14 protein-coding genes are annotated in these 12,931 nt (G+C 74.3%); 2 read left to right on the top strand and 12 right to left on the bottom strand.

Annotated elements, in window-relative coordinates; all coding sequences use genetic code 11:
* Positions 1–7 precede the first annotated feature (7 nt).
* Both IG69_RS0100110 and IG69_RS0100105 read right to left on the bottom strand, forming a co-directional pair.
* Positions 8–835, bottom strand: a complete 828-nt coding sequence (locus IG69_RS0100110; RefSeq protein WP_030526155.1) for an Fpg/Nei family DNA glycosylase — start codon at positions 833–835, stop codon at positions 8–10.
* Positions 836–866: 31 nt separating this feature from the next.
* Positions 867–1,568: a DUF305 domain-containing protein gene (locus IG69_RS0100105; protein WP_030526154.1), complete on the bottom strand. Its 702-nt coding sequence runs from the start codon at positions 1,566–1,568 to the stop codon at positions 867–869.
* 184 nt (positions 1,569–1,752) lie between these two features.
* Between IG69_RS0100105 and IG69_RS0100100 the strand changes: the two genes are divergently transcribed.
* On the top strand, positions 1,753–3,174 hold the full coding sequence (locus tag IG69_RS0100100; protein WP_030526153.1) for an LVIVD repeat-containing protein: 1,422 nt from the start codon (positions 1,753–1,755) through the stop codon (positions 3,172–3,174).
* A 93-nt stretch (positions 3,175–3,267) separates the two neighbouring features.
* Here IG69_RS0100100 and IG69_RS0100095 read toward each other — a convergent pair whose 3' ends face one another.
* Positions 3,268–3,939, bottom strand: a complete 672-nt coding sequence (locus IG69_RS0100095; RefSeq protein WP_030526152.1) for a DUF305 domain-containing protein — start codon at positions 3,937–3,939, stop codon at positions 3,268–3,270.
* Positions 3,940–4,095: 156 nt separating this feature from the next.
* Between IG69_RS0100095 and IG69_RS0100090 the strand changes: the two genes are divergently transcribed.
* On the top strand, positions 4,096–4,953 hold the full coding sequence (locus tag IG69_RS0100090) for an HAD family acid phosphatase (RefSeq protein WP_030526151.1): 858 nt from the start codon (positions 4,096–4,098) through the stop codon (positions 4,951–4,953).
* Positions 4,954–5,117: 164 nt separating this feature from the next.
* On the opposite strand, the gene IG69_RS0100085 is transcribed toward IG69_RS0100090, so the two are convergent.
* From IG69_RS0100085 to IG69_RS0100045, 9 genes are all read right to left on the bottom strand, one after another.
* Positions 5,118–6,032, bottom strand: a complete 915-nt coding sequence (locus tag IG69_RS0100085; RefSeq protein WP_030526150.1) for an HhH-GPD family protein — start codon at positions 6,030–6,032, stop codon at positions 5,118–5,120.
* Position 6,033: 1 nt separating this feature from the next.
* Positions 6,034–7,116, bottom strand: a complete 1,083-nt coding sequence (gene disA / locus IG69_RS0100080; RefSeq protein WP_030526149.1) for a DNA integrity scanning diadenylate cyclase DisA — start codon at positions 7,114–7,116, stop codon at positions 6,034–6,036.
* Positions 7,117–7,259: 143 nt separating this feature from the next.
* Positions 7,260–8,663, bottom strand: coding sequence for a DNA repair protein RadA (gene radA / locus IG69_RS0100075; RefSeq protein WP_036828585.1), 1,404 nt, complete (start codon positions 8,661–8,663; stop codon positions 7,260–7,262).
* A gap of 10 nt (positions 8,664–8,673) precedes the next feature.
* The gene (locus IG69_RS19765; protein ID WP_030526147.1) at positions 8,674–9,495 is read right to left on the bottom strand and encodes a BCCT family transporter; all 822 of its coding nucleotides are present in this window, start codon (positions 9,493–9,495) and stop codon (positions 8,674–8,676) included.
* A gap of 398 nt (positions 9,496–9,893) precedes the next feature.
* Positions 9,894–10,340 carry a 50S ribosomal protein L9 gene (gene rplI / locus IG69_RS0100065; protein WP_030526146.1) on the bottom strand — a complete coding sequence of 149 codons (447 nt, stop codon included), beginning with the start codon at positions 10,338–10,340 and terminating at the stop codon, positions 9,894–9,896.
* A gap of 21 nt (positions 10,341–10,361) precedes the next feature.
* Entirely contained in the window at positions 10,362–10,598 is a 237-nt protein-coding gene (gene rpsR, locus IG69_RS0100060; RefSeq protein ID WP_030526145.1) for a 30S ribosomal protein S18, read from the bottom strand.
* 110 nt (positions 10,599–10,708) lie between these two features.
* Positions 10,709–11,296, bottom strand: coding sequence for a single-stranded DNA-binding protein (locus IG69_RS0100055; protein ID WP_030526144.1), 588 nt, complete (start codon positions 11,294–11,296; stop codon positions 10,709–10,711).
* A 46-nt stretch (positions 11,297–11,342) separates the two neighbouring features.
* The gene (gene rpsF / locus IG69_RS0100050; RefSeq protein ID WP_030526143.1) at positions 11,343–11,630 is read right to left on the bottom strand and encodes a 30S ribosomal protein S6; all 288 of its coding nucleotides are present in this window, start codon (positions 11,628–11,630) and stop codon (positions 11,343–11,345) included.
* A gap of 3 nt (positions 11,631–11,633) precedes the next feature.
* Positions 11,634–12,899, bottom strand: a complete 1,266-nt coding sequence (locus tag IG69_RS0100045) for a hypothetical protein (RefSeq protein ID WP_030526142.1) — start codon at positions 12,897–12,899, stop codon at positions 11,634–11,636.
* Positions 12,900–12,931 lie beyond the last annotated feature (32 nt).

Here is a 12,931-nt window from a genome sequence, read left to right as displayed (position 1 = left end):
CGCCCGGTCAGCGACGTCGCTGGCAGCGGCCGCACCAGAAGAGGTTGCGCCCGGCGGCGACCTGGGTGCGGATGCGCGAGCCGCACCGCGGGCACTCCTCGCCGACCCGTTTGTAGACCTGCGAGGTGCGCTCGGTCAGGTGCGGCCGCTCACCGCGCCCGAGCGCCGCCTCGACCTCGAGCACCTGCTCCTCCACCGTGACGATGCGCCCGGTCGCGACCCCGAGGGGCATGAGGCGCACGAGGTCGTCCCACACCAGCCGCCACGACGCCGGCTTCATCGCCCGCCCCTCGGTGAACGGCGAGAGGCGGTGGCGCCAGAGCACCTCCGAGCGGTACACGTTGCCGACCCCGGCGAGCACCGCCTGGTCCATGAGCAGCTCGCCGACGCTCCGGCTCGAGCGCTGGATGCGCCGCCACGCGCGGTCGGGGTCGGCGTCGGGGCGCAGCGGGTCGGGGCCGAGCCGGTCGAGCACCGCCGCGACCTCGTCCGGCGTGACGACCGCGCAGAGGTTCGGGCCGCGCAGGTCCGCCACGTGCTCGGGTGTGGCGAGGCGCATCCGCACCGCGCCGACCGGCGCGACCTCCGCCGTCCAGTCGCGCCCGTCGACCCGGAAGGTGCCGATGAGGCCGAGGTGCACGTGCACCCAGCGCTCGCCCTCGAACTCGAGGAAGAGGTGCTTGCCGCGCGAGGTCGCCGCGAGCAGCTCGCGCCCCGTCACCTGCGCGGCGCCCTCCTCGAAGCGCCCCTGCGGGCTCGTGACCTCGGGGCGGGTGCCCGCGAAGGCCGCGTGGAGGTCGCGGGCGAGCGCGAATAGCGTGTGTCCCTCGGGCATGGGCCCATCCTGCCCCGGCCCGTCGACCGGCTCAGCCCAGGCGGGCGAGCATCCCCGTCATCTGCTCGACCTGCTTGTCCTGCGTGACGTTGATGTCGGCCGCGAGCTCCTCGACGCGGGGGTCGCCCGCCGAGCGCGCGTGCTGTCCGACCATCTCGAGCGCGCCCTCGTGGTGGCGGACCATCAGCTGCAGGAACAGGCGGTCGGCCTCGGCGCCGCGGGCGGCCCCGAGCGCGGCGAGGTCGGCCTCGGACGCCATCCCCGGCATGCCGCGGTGCGCGGAGTGGTCCTGGATGCGCGGGTTCTCGGCCTGCGGGGGGACGTCCTGCCCGCGCTGGCGCAGCCACGCCGCCATCGCGTCGATCTCGGGCTCCTGCTCGTCGCGGATGCGCGAGGCGATGCTCGCGACCTGGCGGTCGGAGAGGGCCGCCGACGCGGTGTCGACCAGGACGATGGCCTGCGCGTGGTGGACGACCATGTCCTGCATAAACCGGGTGTCCGCCGGGGTCGCGCTCGTCGTGACGACCGGCGTCGCGGCCGGGCCGGTGAGCGTGGCGTTCGGCTCGCCGGGCTTCCCGGGCTGCAGGACCGGGACGTCGCCGGGGGACGCGGTGACCGCCGGCGTCGCGTCGCCCCCGCTGCAGCCGGTGAGCAGCACCGCCGCGAGGAGGACCGGGGCGGCCGCGGCGCGCAGCACCGCACGACGCGCGCTCGGGGCGTGGGGGCTCGGCATCGCGCCACTGTAGGCGCGGACCGCGGACGTCACCAGTTGGCGGAGAGAACCCCCCGACCTGTCATTTTTTGACCCGGACTTTGCCCCCTACCTCCCGGTAGCCCGCCATCGTGGGCCGTTCCACACCGCCAGGGGTGCGCACGGAGGGAACGTGTCGGGCACCCCACGACGAGGGAGACACCACATGGGAGCACGACGACGCCTCGGCGTCATCGCCGCGGGAGGGGTGCTGGCCCTCACCGGGGGCGTCGGCACGGCCGCCGCGGGCGACGGGGTCGGGCTGGGAGGCCTGGACCTGCAGCCCGAGCAGATCGGGTACTCGGAGAACATCGAGCACCTCGCCAACGTCCCGCACACCGGGCCGTTCACCGGCCAGTTCGGCACCGACATGGCCTTCCAGGGCGACCAGGCCTACGTCGGGAACTACCAGGGCTTCATCATCTACGACATCTCGAACCCGAAGAAGCCGCGGACGCTCGCGCAGGTCAACTGCCCCGGGTCGCAGAACGACGTGTCGGTCTCGGGCGACCTGCTCTACCTCTCGACCGACAGCTCGCGCAGCGACTCCTCGTGCAGCTCGGTCGCGCAGTCGGCGACCGTCAAGTCCTCGTGGGAGGGCATCAAGGTCTTCGACGTCAGCAACCCGCGCGCCCCGAAGTACGTCGCGGCCGTCGAGACCGCGTGCGGCTCGCACACCAACACCCTCGTGCCGGGCAAGGACGCCGACTACGTCTACGTCTCGAGCTACTCGCCCCGCGCGGAGTACCCGGACTGCCAGCCGCCGCACGACGCGATCTCCATCGTCAAGGTCCCGAAGAAGAAGCCGGCCTCGGCGGCCGTCATCGCCGCGCCGAACCTCTTCCCCGACGGCGGCAACCCGGGCGGCACCAACCCGGCGGGCAACTCGTACTCGGCGACGACGGGCTGCCACGACATCACGGCCTACCCCGCGAAGAAGATCGCGGCCGGGGCGTGCATGGGCGACGGCATCATCATGGACATCAAGAACCCCGAGAAGCCGAAGGTCATCGAGCGGGTCACCGACACCGAGAACTTCGCGTTCTGGCACTCGGCGACGTTCAACCAGGCCGGCACCAAGGTCGTCTTCACCGACGAGCTCGGCGGCGGCGGCGCGGCGACCTGCAACGACGAGGTCGGCCCGACCCGCGGCGCGAACGCGATCTACACGCTCTCGAAGAAGAACCGGCTGACGTTCGCCTCGTACTACAAGATCCCGCGCAACCAGTACGACACCGAGAACTGCGTCGCGCACAACGGCTCCATCGTGCCGGTCAACGGGCGCGACGTCATGGTGCAGTCCTGGTACCAGGGCGGGGTCTCGCTGTGGGACTTCACCGACGCGAAGAACCCGCGTGAGCTCGGATGGTTCGAGCGCGGCCCGCTGGAGCCGGCGAACACCGGCGGCACGTGGTCGGCGTACTACTACAACGGGTACGTCTACAGCTCCGACATCCAGAAGGGCTTCGACGTGCTCGAGCTCAAGGACAAGAACCTCAAGCAGGCCGCGAAGGTCCGCCTGAAGGAGCTCAACCCGCAGTCCCAGCCGGTGTACTCCGGCAAGGGCGGCGGGCACCACCACCACTGACGCCCACCGCAGGCACCGACGGCCCGTCCCCACCCCGGGGGCGGGCCGTCGTCGTCGTGGTCGGCCCGGCCCGGCGGCACCGAGGCCCGGCCGTCAGTCGGTGAGCGTGACGAACAGGTCGTCGATGCGCCGCAGCTGCTCCTGCCGCGTCTGGCGGATGCCGGCGAGGAGGGCCTCGAGCTCGGCGTCGTCGGAGGCCGGTCGGCCCTCCAGCAGCGCGAGGGCCTTCTCGTGGTGGGTCATGAGCAGCCCGAGGAGCAGGCGGTCGGCATCCGACCCGCGGGCGGCCGCGAGGTGGTCCAGCTGCGTGCCGGAGACGAGCGCGGCAGCGGCCCCGGCCCCCTCGTGGGCGACGCGGCGCGGGTCCTCGACCTCGGGCGGGACCTCCTCGCCGCGCGCCCGCAGCCACCGCGCGGTGTCGTCGAGCTCGCGCAGCCGCTCGGCGCGGACCCCCTCGGCGAACTCGGCCACGGCGGGGCGGTCGAACGCGCGGACGGTGTCGACGAGGACGACCGCCTGGGCCTGCTGCGCGACGAGCGAGCGAGCGAGGGCGGAGTCCTGCGGGCTCGCCGTCGTCGGCCGCCGGGCGCCGGCGCCGTCGGTCGTCCCGTCCGCCACGCCTCCGGGCACGGCCGCGGGCGCCGGGGCCGACAGGGCCCTCGACGTGCGCTCTGCGCCACCGGAGGAGCAGCCCCCGAGCAGCGCCACGGCCGCGACGAGACCCGTCAGCAGCCGACCGGGACGGGCCGTAGGGGCGGGAAGCACCCGGACACCCTACGCATCCTCCCCCGGCGCCGCCCCCGGGAGGGGTGGTCTGAGAGGGGCCTGAGCACCGCTCGCCGATGCGCCGTCACGCGGCCCCCGCCGGACAGGGGACGGGTCTAGCGTCCCGGCGTCCGGTCACCACCGAGAGGACCTCCCATGCCGAACCGATCGCTCTCCCGCCGCGGCCTCGCCGCCACCGCCGTCGTCTGCTCCGCCCTCGTCGGGGGTGGCGTCGCGTACGCCGCCACGACGCCCGAGCCCGCCATCAAGACCTTCACCCCACGCTCCGCCGACCAGGTGACGAACATCGACGTCCTGCGCCAGCAGATCCGCAACTACTACGGCGACCCGCTGGGCACGGGGACCTTCGGGCCGGACTCGAACTACGTGCGCGAGGCCACGTCGGTGGCCCGCGACGCCGGCCGCTGGCTCTCCGCGCGGGGCCACGAGCGCGGCGAGGACCGCCACCACCACCGCGGGCAGAAGGCGATCGTCCTCGACGTCGACGACACGACGCTCACGACCTGGAACTACGAGGTCGCGAGCAACTGGGCCTACAACCCGACGACGAACGGCGAGTACGTCACCGGCCAGCGCTTCCCGGCGACCCCGGGCATGGTCGACCTCGTGAAGAAGGCGAAGCGCGAGGGGTACGCCGTCTTCTTCCTCACCGGGCGCCCCTCGTCGCAGGAGGCCGCCACGCTCGGCAACCTCACGTCCGACGGTGTCGGCGTCGACGCCGGCTACCCCGCGCCGACGACCCTGCGCAACGGCGAGGACGGCCTCTTCACCAAGCCCGACGTGTCGGCCTACCCCGGCTACCTGCAGAAGGCCTGCGCCGCCGACCCCGGTGGCAAGTGCACGACGATCCACTACAAGTCGGCGACCCGTGCGCACATCGAGTCGATCGGGTACGACATCGTCGCCAACCTCGGCGACCAGTACAGCGACCTCAAGGGCGGGTACGCGGACCGCACCTTCAAGGTGCCGAACCCGAACTACTACCTGCCCTGATGCTCCGGCGGCCGGGGGTGTGAGGGCCCCCGGTCGCCGCATCCCCGGGTGCGCACTGGCCGTGTGCAGGAATCGACGAATGTGTCAGTTCTTGTCCGCCCCGCTCACTCGACCCTCGCGGAAGGCCCCTGCTCCTCGCGTGCGCCGACGTGCCGCGGCCCCGCTCAGGCGGGCAGCCGGTAGCGGCCGGCGCTGACCGGCTCGACGAGGCCGTCCTCGACGAGCGAGGCGAGGCAGCGGTCGACCTGCCCGAGCGCGCCGGGGTCGGTCCGGGCGAGGCGCTCGAGCACCGTCGCCTCGAGGACGTCGCGGCCGACGGGGTCCGCGCTCTCGCGCAGCACCTGGACGAGGGCGCCGCGCACCTGCCGGTCGGTGCCCTCCCACGCCTGCCCGCGCCGGGGCGGCCCGTCGTCGGGCGGGCTGCCGGCGGCGACCCAGGCGCAGACCTCCTCGAGCGGGCACCGGCCGCACTCCGGCCCGCGGGCGCGGCAGACGAGCGCGCCGAGCTCCATGACGGCGACGTTCCAGCGGGCCGAGGTCGCGGCGTCGTCGGGCACGAGCGAGGCGGCCAGCCGGGTCTCGGCCGCCGTGAGCGAGGGCGAGGCCATCGCCCGTCCCTCGACCGCGCGGGCGAGGACCCGCCGCACGTTGGTGTCGACGACGACCGCGCGCCGGCCGAAGCCGAAGGCCGCGACGGCCGCCGCGGTGTACGCCCCGACCCCCGGCAGCGCCCGCAGCGCCTCCTCGTCGGCGGGCAACTCCCCGCCGTGCCGCTCGACGACGGCCACCGCCGCGTCGCGCAGCCGCAGCGCACGCCGCGGGTAGCCGAGGCGCCCCCAGGCCCGGACGACGTCGCCGGGGCTCGCCGCGGCCAGCGCCGCCGGGGTGGGCCAGCGCTCCATCCACGTCCGCCACACCGGCTCGACGCGCGCGACGGGTGTCTGCTGCGCCATCACCTCCGAGACGTGCACGCCCCACGGCGTCGTCGACGGGTCGCGCCAGGCGAGCGGGCGGGCGTGCTCGTCGAACCAGGCGAGCACGCGGCGGTGGAGGACCTCGCGGTCCGGCGCCGGGGCCACGTCAGACGTAGCGCTCGAGGATGCTCGTCTCGGCGAGGCGCGAGAGGCCCTCGCGGACCAGGCGCGCCCGGCCCTCGCCGACGCCGTCGACGTCCATGAGGTCGTCGATGTTCGCCGCGAGCAGCTTCTGGAGGGAGCCGAAGTGGACGACGAGCCGGTCGACGATCGCGCCCGGCAGGCGCGGCACCTTCGAGAGGAGCCGGTGCCCGAGCGGGCTGACCGAGGAGTCGAGCGCGTCGCCGACGACGGTGAAGCCCATCGCCTTGGCCCCGCCGGAGGGGTCGAGCAGCTCGGTGGAGTCGATCGCCGTGAGGTTCGCGACGGCCTCCTCGAGCGTGAACCCGGCCTTGGCCTCGTGGAGGTAGTCGCGGATGACGAGCCCGAGGTCGTCGGACAGGCCCCCGGTCAGCTCCTCGAGCTGCAGGCTGAGCAGGCGGCCGTCGGTGCCGAGCTGGACGACGTACTCGGCGATCTCGTCCTTGATCCGCCGGACCATCTCGAGGCGCTGGAGCACGTTCGCGACGTCACGGACCGTCACGAGGTCCTCGATCTCGAGGGCCGACAGCGTGCCGGTGACCTCGTCGAGGCGCGACTTGTAGCGCTCGAGGGTCTGCAGCGCCTGGTTGGCGCGGGACAGGATGGCGCTGGAGTCCTCGAGGACGATGCGCCGGCCGGCGATGTAGAGCTGGATGATCCGCATCGACTGGCTGACCGAGACGACGGGGAAGCCGGTCTGCTTGGCGACGCGCTCGGCGGTGCGGTGCCGTGTGCCCGACTCGCTCGTCTCGATGCCGGCGTCGGGCAGCAGCTGGGTCGCCGCGTGGAGGATGCGGGTGACGTCGCGGTCGACGACGACGGCGCCGTCCATCTTCGCGAGCTCGCGCAGGCGGGTCGCGGAGAACTCGATGTCGAGGGGGAAGCCACCGGTCGCGATCTGCTCGACGACGCGGTCGTGGCCGAGGACGATGAGCGCGCCGGTGCGGCCGCGCAGGATGCGCTCGAGGCCGTCCCGGAGCTCGGTGCCGGGCGCGACGGCGCCGAGGGTGACGCGCAGCAGCTCGTCGTCGGTCGGTGACCCGGCCATCCGTGCTCCTCCTGCTGCGTCCGTGGGCGTGCGTCTCGTGGGGCCCGTCGGCGGGATCCCGCTGGATCCTATCGGCCGGGTGGTCACGGCACGGTCTCGATCTGCGGGAGCTCGCAGCGGACCGTCCCGCCGGGGCGCCGGGCTCAGCGGACGGGCACGTCGTGCAGCGCCCGCCCGACGGCCTCGGCGACCGTCCCGACCTCGAGCACCGACAGCCCCTCGGGCACCGGCCCGGCCCCGAGGACCCCTCTCGGGACGACGGCCCGGGTGAAGCCGAGCCGCGCGGCCTCGGCGAGGCGGCGGTGCGCGCCGGTGACCGGCCGCACCTCGCCCGCGAGCCCGACCTCGCCGAACGCGACGGTGCCGGGCGGGAGCGGCCGGTCGGTGATGGCGCCGGCGAGCGCGAGGGTGATCGCGAGGTCGGCGGCGGGCTCGGTGAGCCGCACCCCGCCGACCGTCGAGAGGTAGGCGTCGCTGCCGCCGATCGGGGCCTGGGCCCGCTTGTCGAGGACGGCGAGCACCATGTTGACGCGGGCGGCGTCGAGCCCGCTCGTCGCGCGGCGCGGCGTGGCGAGCGAGGACTGGGTGACGAGGGCCTGCACCTCGGTGACGAGGGGGCGGCGCCCCTCGAGGGTGACGGTGACGCAGGTGCCCGGCACGGCGGCGGTGCGCCCGGAGAGGAAGAGGCCGCTCGGGTCGGCGAGGCCGACGATGCCGACGTCGGAGAGGTCGAAGCAGCCGACCTCGTCCGTCGGGCCGTACCGGTTCTTGACCGCCCGGACCAGCCGCAGCCGCGAGTGCCGGTCGCCCTCGAACTGCACGACGACGTCGACGAGGTGCTCGAGGACGCGGGGGCCGGCGATCGAGCCGTCCTTGGTCACGTGCCCGACGAGGAGCACGGCGATGCCGCGCGCCTTCGCCGCCTGGATGAGGGAGGCCGCGACCTCGCGCACCTGCGCGACGTTGCCGGCCGACCCCTCGACCTCCCCGCTGGAGATGGTCTGCACCGAGTCGACGACGAGGAGCTCGGGCTGTACCTGCTCGACCTGGCCGAGGACCGTCGCGAGGTCGGTCTCGCTCGCGAGGTAGAGCGTGCGGGCCATCGCCTCGATGCGCTCGGCGCGGGCGCGCACCTGCGCGGCCGACTCCTCGCCGCTGACGTACAGGACCGTGCGGTCACCGTGCTCGGCGGAGCGGGCGGCGCGCCCGGCGACGTCGAGCAGCAGCGTGGACTTGCCGATGCCGGGCTCACCCGCGACGAGGACGACGGCGCCGGGCACGAGACCGCCACCGAGGACCCGGTCGAACTCGGGCACCCCGGTCGGGCGGGCGACCGCGTGGCTGACGTCGACCTCGCCGATGGGGGTCGCAGGGCGCGCGACGGTGCTCGCGGCGGTCGTGCGGACGGTGACGGCGCCGACCTCGGCGACGCTCCCCCACGCCTGGCACTCCCCGCAGCGGCCGACCCACTTGGCGGTCTGCCAACCGCACTCGGAGCAGCGGAAGGCGCCGGCGCCCTTCGCGCGTCGTGTCGTCGTCCCGGCCATGGCGCCCAACCTACGGCCCGCCCCCGACACCGCCCCGCACCCCGCCCGTCGGCACACCAGCACCCCCGGGTCCGGGCTCTTCTCCCGGCGACCTGCGCGCGTCCGCGTGCGGTCGCACGCGCAGGAGCGCATCTCGCGGGGAGAAGGGGCCGGGATGCGCCGCCGGGACCGTGGCGCGCAGCCCGTCCGTCGTGCCGTTGCCGTTGCCGTACGCCCTCTCGCGCAGGTCCGGCGTGCGGGCGATCTGGCCGGCGATCTCGTCGGCGAGCAGGCGACGCTCGGCACGCTCGGTGCGCCCGTGCTCGGCGAGGAACGCGCGCGTGATCGACATGACCATGCCGATCATCACGAGGCTGAACGGCAGCGCGAGGAGGATGGCGGCCGTCTGCAGCGCGGTCAGCCCGCTGTCGCCGCCGGCGACGAGCAGCGCGATCGCGACCGCGCCCTCGAGCACGGCCCAGAGCACGCGGCTCCAGGTGGGCGGCTCGGGGTCGCCACCGCTGGCGAGCATGTCGACGACGAACGAGCCCGAGTCCGAGCTCGTGACGAAGAAGACGACGACGAGGACGATGGCGACGATGCTGAGCAGCGAGGACCACGGCAGGCCGCCGAGCATCTGGAAGAGCGCCGCGTCGGTGTCGACGGCGCCGTCGGGGCCGACGAGGCCGCCCTGGCCGAAGATCTCGCGGTGGATGCCCGAGCCGCCGAAGATGGCGAACCAGGCGAAGGTGACGACCGTCGGCACGAGCAGCACGCCCGTGACGAACTCGCGCACCGTGCGGCCGCGCGAGATGCGCGCGATGAAGACACCGACGAACGGGGCCCAGCTCATCCAGGTCCGAGCTCGGTGGCTCGGGGGGCATGGCGGCTGGTGCGTCGGTAGGGGTCGTTCGGGTGCGGACACGGTCTTGCTCCTCCGGGGACGGCGGTCTGGGGCACGGTCGGCGATCGACGCCAACGGCGCCCGGGGGCGCCTGGCCAATGCCTCGCCCCGTCGCGCGGCCGGGGACGCACGCTCGCCGAGCGGGCTTCGGTGTCCCGGAGCGCGGTTGGGCCGGAGGTCACGATCCGGTCTCGGGCCCCGCCGGACCCCGTCGAGTGAGCAGGACACGCCGTCTGCACACCGGCCCGGACGGCGTGTTCTGTTCGCTCGACGGGTGGGTGGGGATGCACGAGGGCCCCGGACCGCTGGTGCGGTCCGGGGCCCTGCGTGCTCGCGAGGTGTCGGCGTCAGCCGGCGACGACCTCGAGGGAGACGGTCGCCTGGACCTCCGGGTGGAGGCGGACGAGCGCGGTGTGCGTGCCGGTCGTCTTGATCGGGGTCGGGACCTCGATGCGGCGACGGTCGAGCGACGGACCGCCAGCGGCCTGGACGGCCTCGGCGATGTCGGCGGTGGAGACGGCGCCGAAGAGGCGGCCCCCGGTGCCGGCGTGCGCGGTGACGGTGACGGCGTTGGCCTCGAGGTTGCCCTTGATGGACTTCGCCTCCTCGAGGGACTTCACCTCGCGGGTCGCGCGACCCTTGGCGATCGAGTCGACCTGCTTCTGGCCGCCCTTGGTCCACGCGGTCGCGAGACCACGCTTGAAGAGGAAGTTGCGGGCGTACCCGTCCTTGACGTCGACGACGTCACCGGCGGTACCGAGGCCGGTGACCTCGTGGGTGAGGATGACCTTCATCTGTCTGGCTCCTTCGGCGGGTCAGCGGGACGAGCTCGAGTACGGCAGGAGCGCCATCTCGCGCGCGTTCTTCACCGCGTTGGCGATGAGGCGCTGCTCCTGGACGGAGACGCCGGTCACGCGCCGGGCGCGGATCTTGCCGCGGTCGGAGATGAACTTGCGCAGGAGCGCGACGTCCTTGTAGTCGATGTTCTCGACCTTCGCCGCCTTGAGCGGGTTGGCCTTCTTCTTCGGCTTGCGAATGGCGGGCTTGGCCATCGTGGTGCTCTCCTTCTGCCGGCCGGAGCCGGCGGATGAGCCCCGGTCACCCGGGGATGGTGTCTGTCTGTGTCGTGTCGACCGTCAGCGGGCGGGGTGCCCGGCGTCGGTCAGAAGGGGGGCTCGTCGTAGCTCGGGGCCTGGCCCCAGCCGCCGCCCTGCTGGCCACCCTGCGCGGGCTGCTGCTGCTGCGGGGCCTGCTGGCCACCGCCCCAGCCGCCGCCCTGCTGGCCGCCGCCACCCTGCTGGGGGGCGGAGCCACCGGTGGCCCACGGGTCGTTCTGCTGGAAGCCACCGCCACCGCCGCCGGCGAAACCGCCGCCACCCTGGCCGCGCTCGGCCTTGGTGACCTTCGCGGAGGCGTACCGCAGCGAGGGGCCGACCTCGTCGACCTCGAGCTCCATGACGGTGCGCTTCTCGCCCTCCTTCGTCTCGTAGGAGCGCGACTTCAGCCGGCCCGAGACGATGACGCGCGTGCCGCGGTGGAGCGACTCGGCCACGTTCTCGGCCGCGTCACGCCAGATCGAGCAGCGCATGAAGAGGGTCTCGCCGTCCTTCCACTCGTTCGACTGGCGGTCGAACGCGCGGGGGGTCGACGCGACGGTGAAGTTGGCGACCGCGGCACCCGAGGGGGTGAAGCGGAGCTCGGGGTCGGCGGTGAGGTTGCCGATGATCGTGATGACGGTGTCGCCTGCCATGACGGGCGTCCCTTCGGGGGTTGGTCGTGGGCTGGTGACGGAGTGCTCAGGCGCCGGGGCGCAGGAGCTTCGTCCGCATGACCGTCTCGTTGAGGCCGAGCTGGCGGTCCAGCTCCTTGGCCGTCGCCGGCTCGGACGTGAAGTTGACGACGGCGTAGATGCCCTCGGCCTTCTTCTTGATCTCGTAGGCCAGGCGGCGCCGGCCCCAGACGTCGACGGTGTCGATCGAGCCACCATCGGTGGTCACGACCTTGAGGAGCTTCTCCAGCGACGGCTGGATGGTCCGGTCGTCGAGCTCCGGGTCGAGGATGACCATGAGTTCGTACTGACGCATGTGCTAACCCGCCTCCTTCGGTCTCAGGCGGTCACGGTCTTTCCGTGACAGGAGGGTATGCGGTGTCGCCCACAGCCCCCGTGGTTCGTCCACAGGGTGCCCGGCGGGCAACCGCTCCAGCCTACCGGCAGCGCGGCCGGGCTCCCAATCCGTGCGGGAGGAGGGGTCCGGCGCCCCCGTCCCCCAGGTGGCGCGGGCCCACACGACCCAGCCCAGACGACCGAGCGCGACGAGCCGCAGCGCGAGCGCCGTGGCGTACCAGCCGGCGGGCAGGCCGTGCGCGGGGTCGGTAGCGGCGGCCAGCCACGCGAGGAGCGCCACCGCGTGCACGACCTCCGCGCCGGCCCAGAGCAGCTGGTCGCGCCACGGCACGCCCGCGAGCGCGAGGAAGGGCACGAGCCACAGCGCGGCGCCCACCGGCAGCGCCGGCGCGGTGACGAGGGCGACGACGAGCGCGAGCACGACGACGTCGGCCACCGGGGGGCGGGCCCGGTGCCGCAGCAGCAGCCCGGCGAGGACGGCGGCGAGCAGCATCCCGAGGACGGCGAGCCCCGCGACGGCCGCCCCGGGGAGGGGCCGCTCGACGAGGGAGGGGACGAACCAGGGCGAGCCGGGCCCGGCCCCGCCGGTCCACCACGCGGCGACCGGGCGCCCGAGCAGGCCGGGGTCGAGGGCGGCGGCCGGGCCGGCGACGAGCACGACGGCCGCGCCGGCTCCGACGAGCAGCCGGCGCGCGTCGGCGCCCCGGGCGAGCAGGACGAGCGCGAGGAGCGGGGCGAGCCCGAGGGGGCCGCCGAGCACCGCGAGCCCCGCCGGCGCCCCGGCCACGGCCACGCGTCCGCGGCTTCCCGCCCAGACCGCGAGCACCGCGCACGTGACGGGCACGAGGCCGGTCGAGGTGAGGACGGCGAGCGCGAGGACCGGCGAGAGCGCGAGCGGCAGCAGGTCGGCCAACGGGTGGCGGCGCGTGGTCCCGACGAGGACGACGACCGCGGCGAGCAGCAGCGCCGCCGCGACCGTCCACAGGACCAGCACCCAGCGGTGCTCGGGCATCCCCGTCCCCGGCGCGGCGGTGCGCAGGAACCCGACGGCGAGGCGCTGCAGCAGCGGCAGGTCGGGCGTCCCGGTGCCGGCGAGCAGCGGCGAGGCGCACTGGCCCCACAGCGCGGTCCGTCCGTCCCACCCGGTGGTGGCGCAGGCCGCCTGGCGCAGCGCGGCGAGCCCGACCGGCAGCGCGAGGAGCGCGACGACCGGTGCCAGCGCGGCCACCCCCCGCGCGGCGGCGGGGGCACGAACACCGC

The sequence above is a fragment of the Phycicoccus jejuensis genome (assembly GCF_000720925.1).
In the GTDB taxonomy this organism is placed as follows: domain Bacteria; phylum Actinomycetota; class Actinomycetes; order Actinomycetales; family Dermatophilaceae; genus Phycicoccus; species Phycicoccus jejuensis.
This window is presented reverse-complemented; position numbering and strand designations above follow the sequence as displayed.

Excerpts from the sequence above, each read along its gene's own strand:
- IG69_RS0100110 (WP_030526155.1), bottom strand. The coding sequence starts at position 835 with ATGCCCGAGGGACACACGCTATTCGCGCTCGCCCGCGACCTCCACGCG.
- IG69_RS0100105 (WP_030526154.1), bottom strand. The coding sequence starts at position 1,568 with ATGCCGAGCCCCCACGCCCCGAGCGCGCGTCGTGCGGTGCTGCGCGCC.
- IG69_RS0100100 (WP_030526153.1), top strand. The coding sequence starts at position 1,753 with ATGGGAGCACGACGACGCCTCGGCGTCATCGCCGCGGGAGGGGTGCTG.
- IG69_RS0100090 (WP_030526151.1), top strand. The coding sequence starts at position 4,096 with ATGCCGAACCGATCGCTCTCCCGCCGCGGCCTCGCCGCCACCGCCGTC.
- disA (WP_030526149.1), bottom strand. The coding sequence starts at position 7,116 with ATGGCCGGGTCACCGACCGACGACGAGCTGCTGCGCGTCACCCTCGGC.
- radA (WP_036828585.1), bottom strand. The coding sequence starts at position 8,663 with ATGGCCGGGACGACGACACGACGCGCGAAGGGCGCCGGCGCCTTCCGC.
- IG69_RS19765 (WP_030526147.1), bottom strand. The coding sequence starts at position 9,495 with ATGAGCTGGGCCCCGTTCGTCGGTGTCTTCATCGCGCGCATCTCGCGC.
- rplI (WP_030526146.1), bottom strand. The coding sequence starts at position 10,340 with ATGAAGGTCATCCTCACCCACGAGGTCACCGGCCTCGGTACCGCCGGT.
- rpsR (WP_030526145.1), bottom strand. The coding sequence starts at position 10,598 with ATGGCCAAGCCCGCCATTCGCAAGCCGAAGAAGAAGGCCAACCCGCTC.
- IG69_RS0100055 (WP_030526144.1), bottom strand. The coding sequence starts at position 11,296 with ATGGCAGGCGACACCGTCATCACGATCATCGGCAACCTCACCGCCGAC.
- rpsF (WP_030526143.1), bottom strand. The coding sequence starts at position 11,630 with ATGCGTCAGTACGAACTCATGGTCATCCTCGACCCGGAGCTCGACGAC.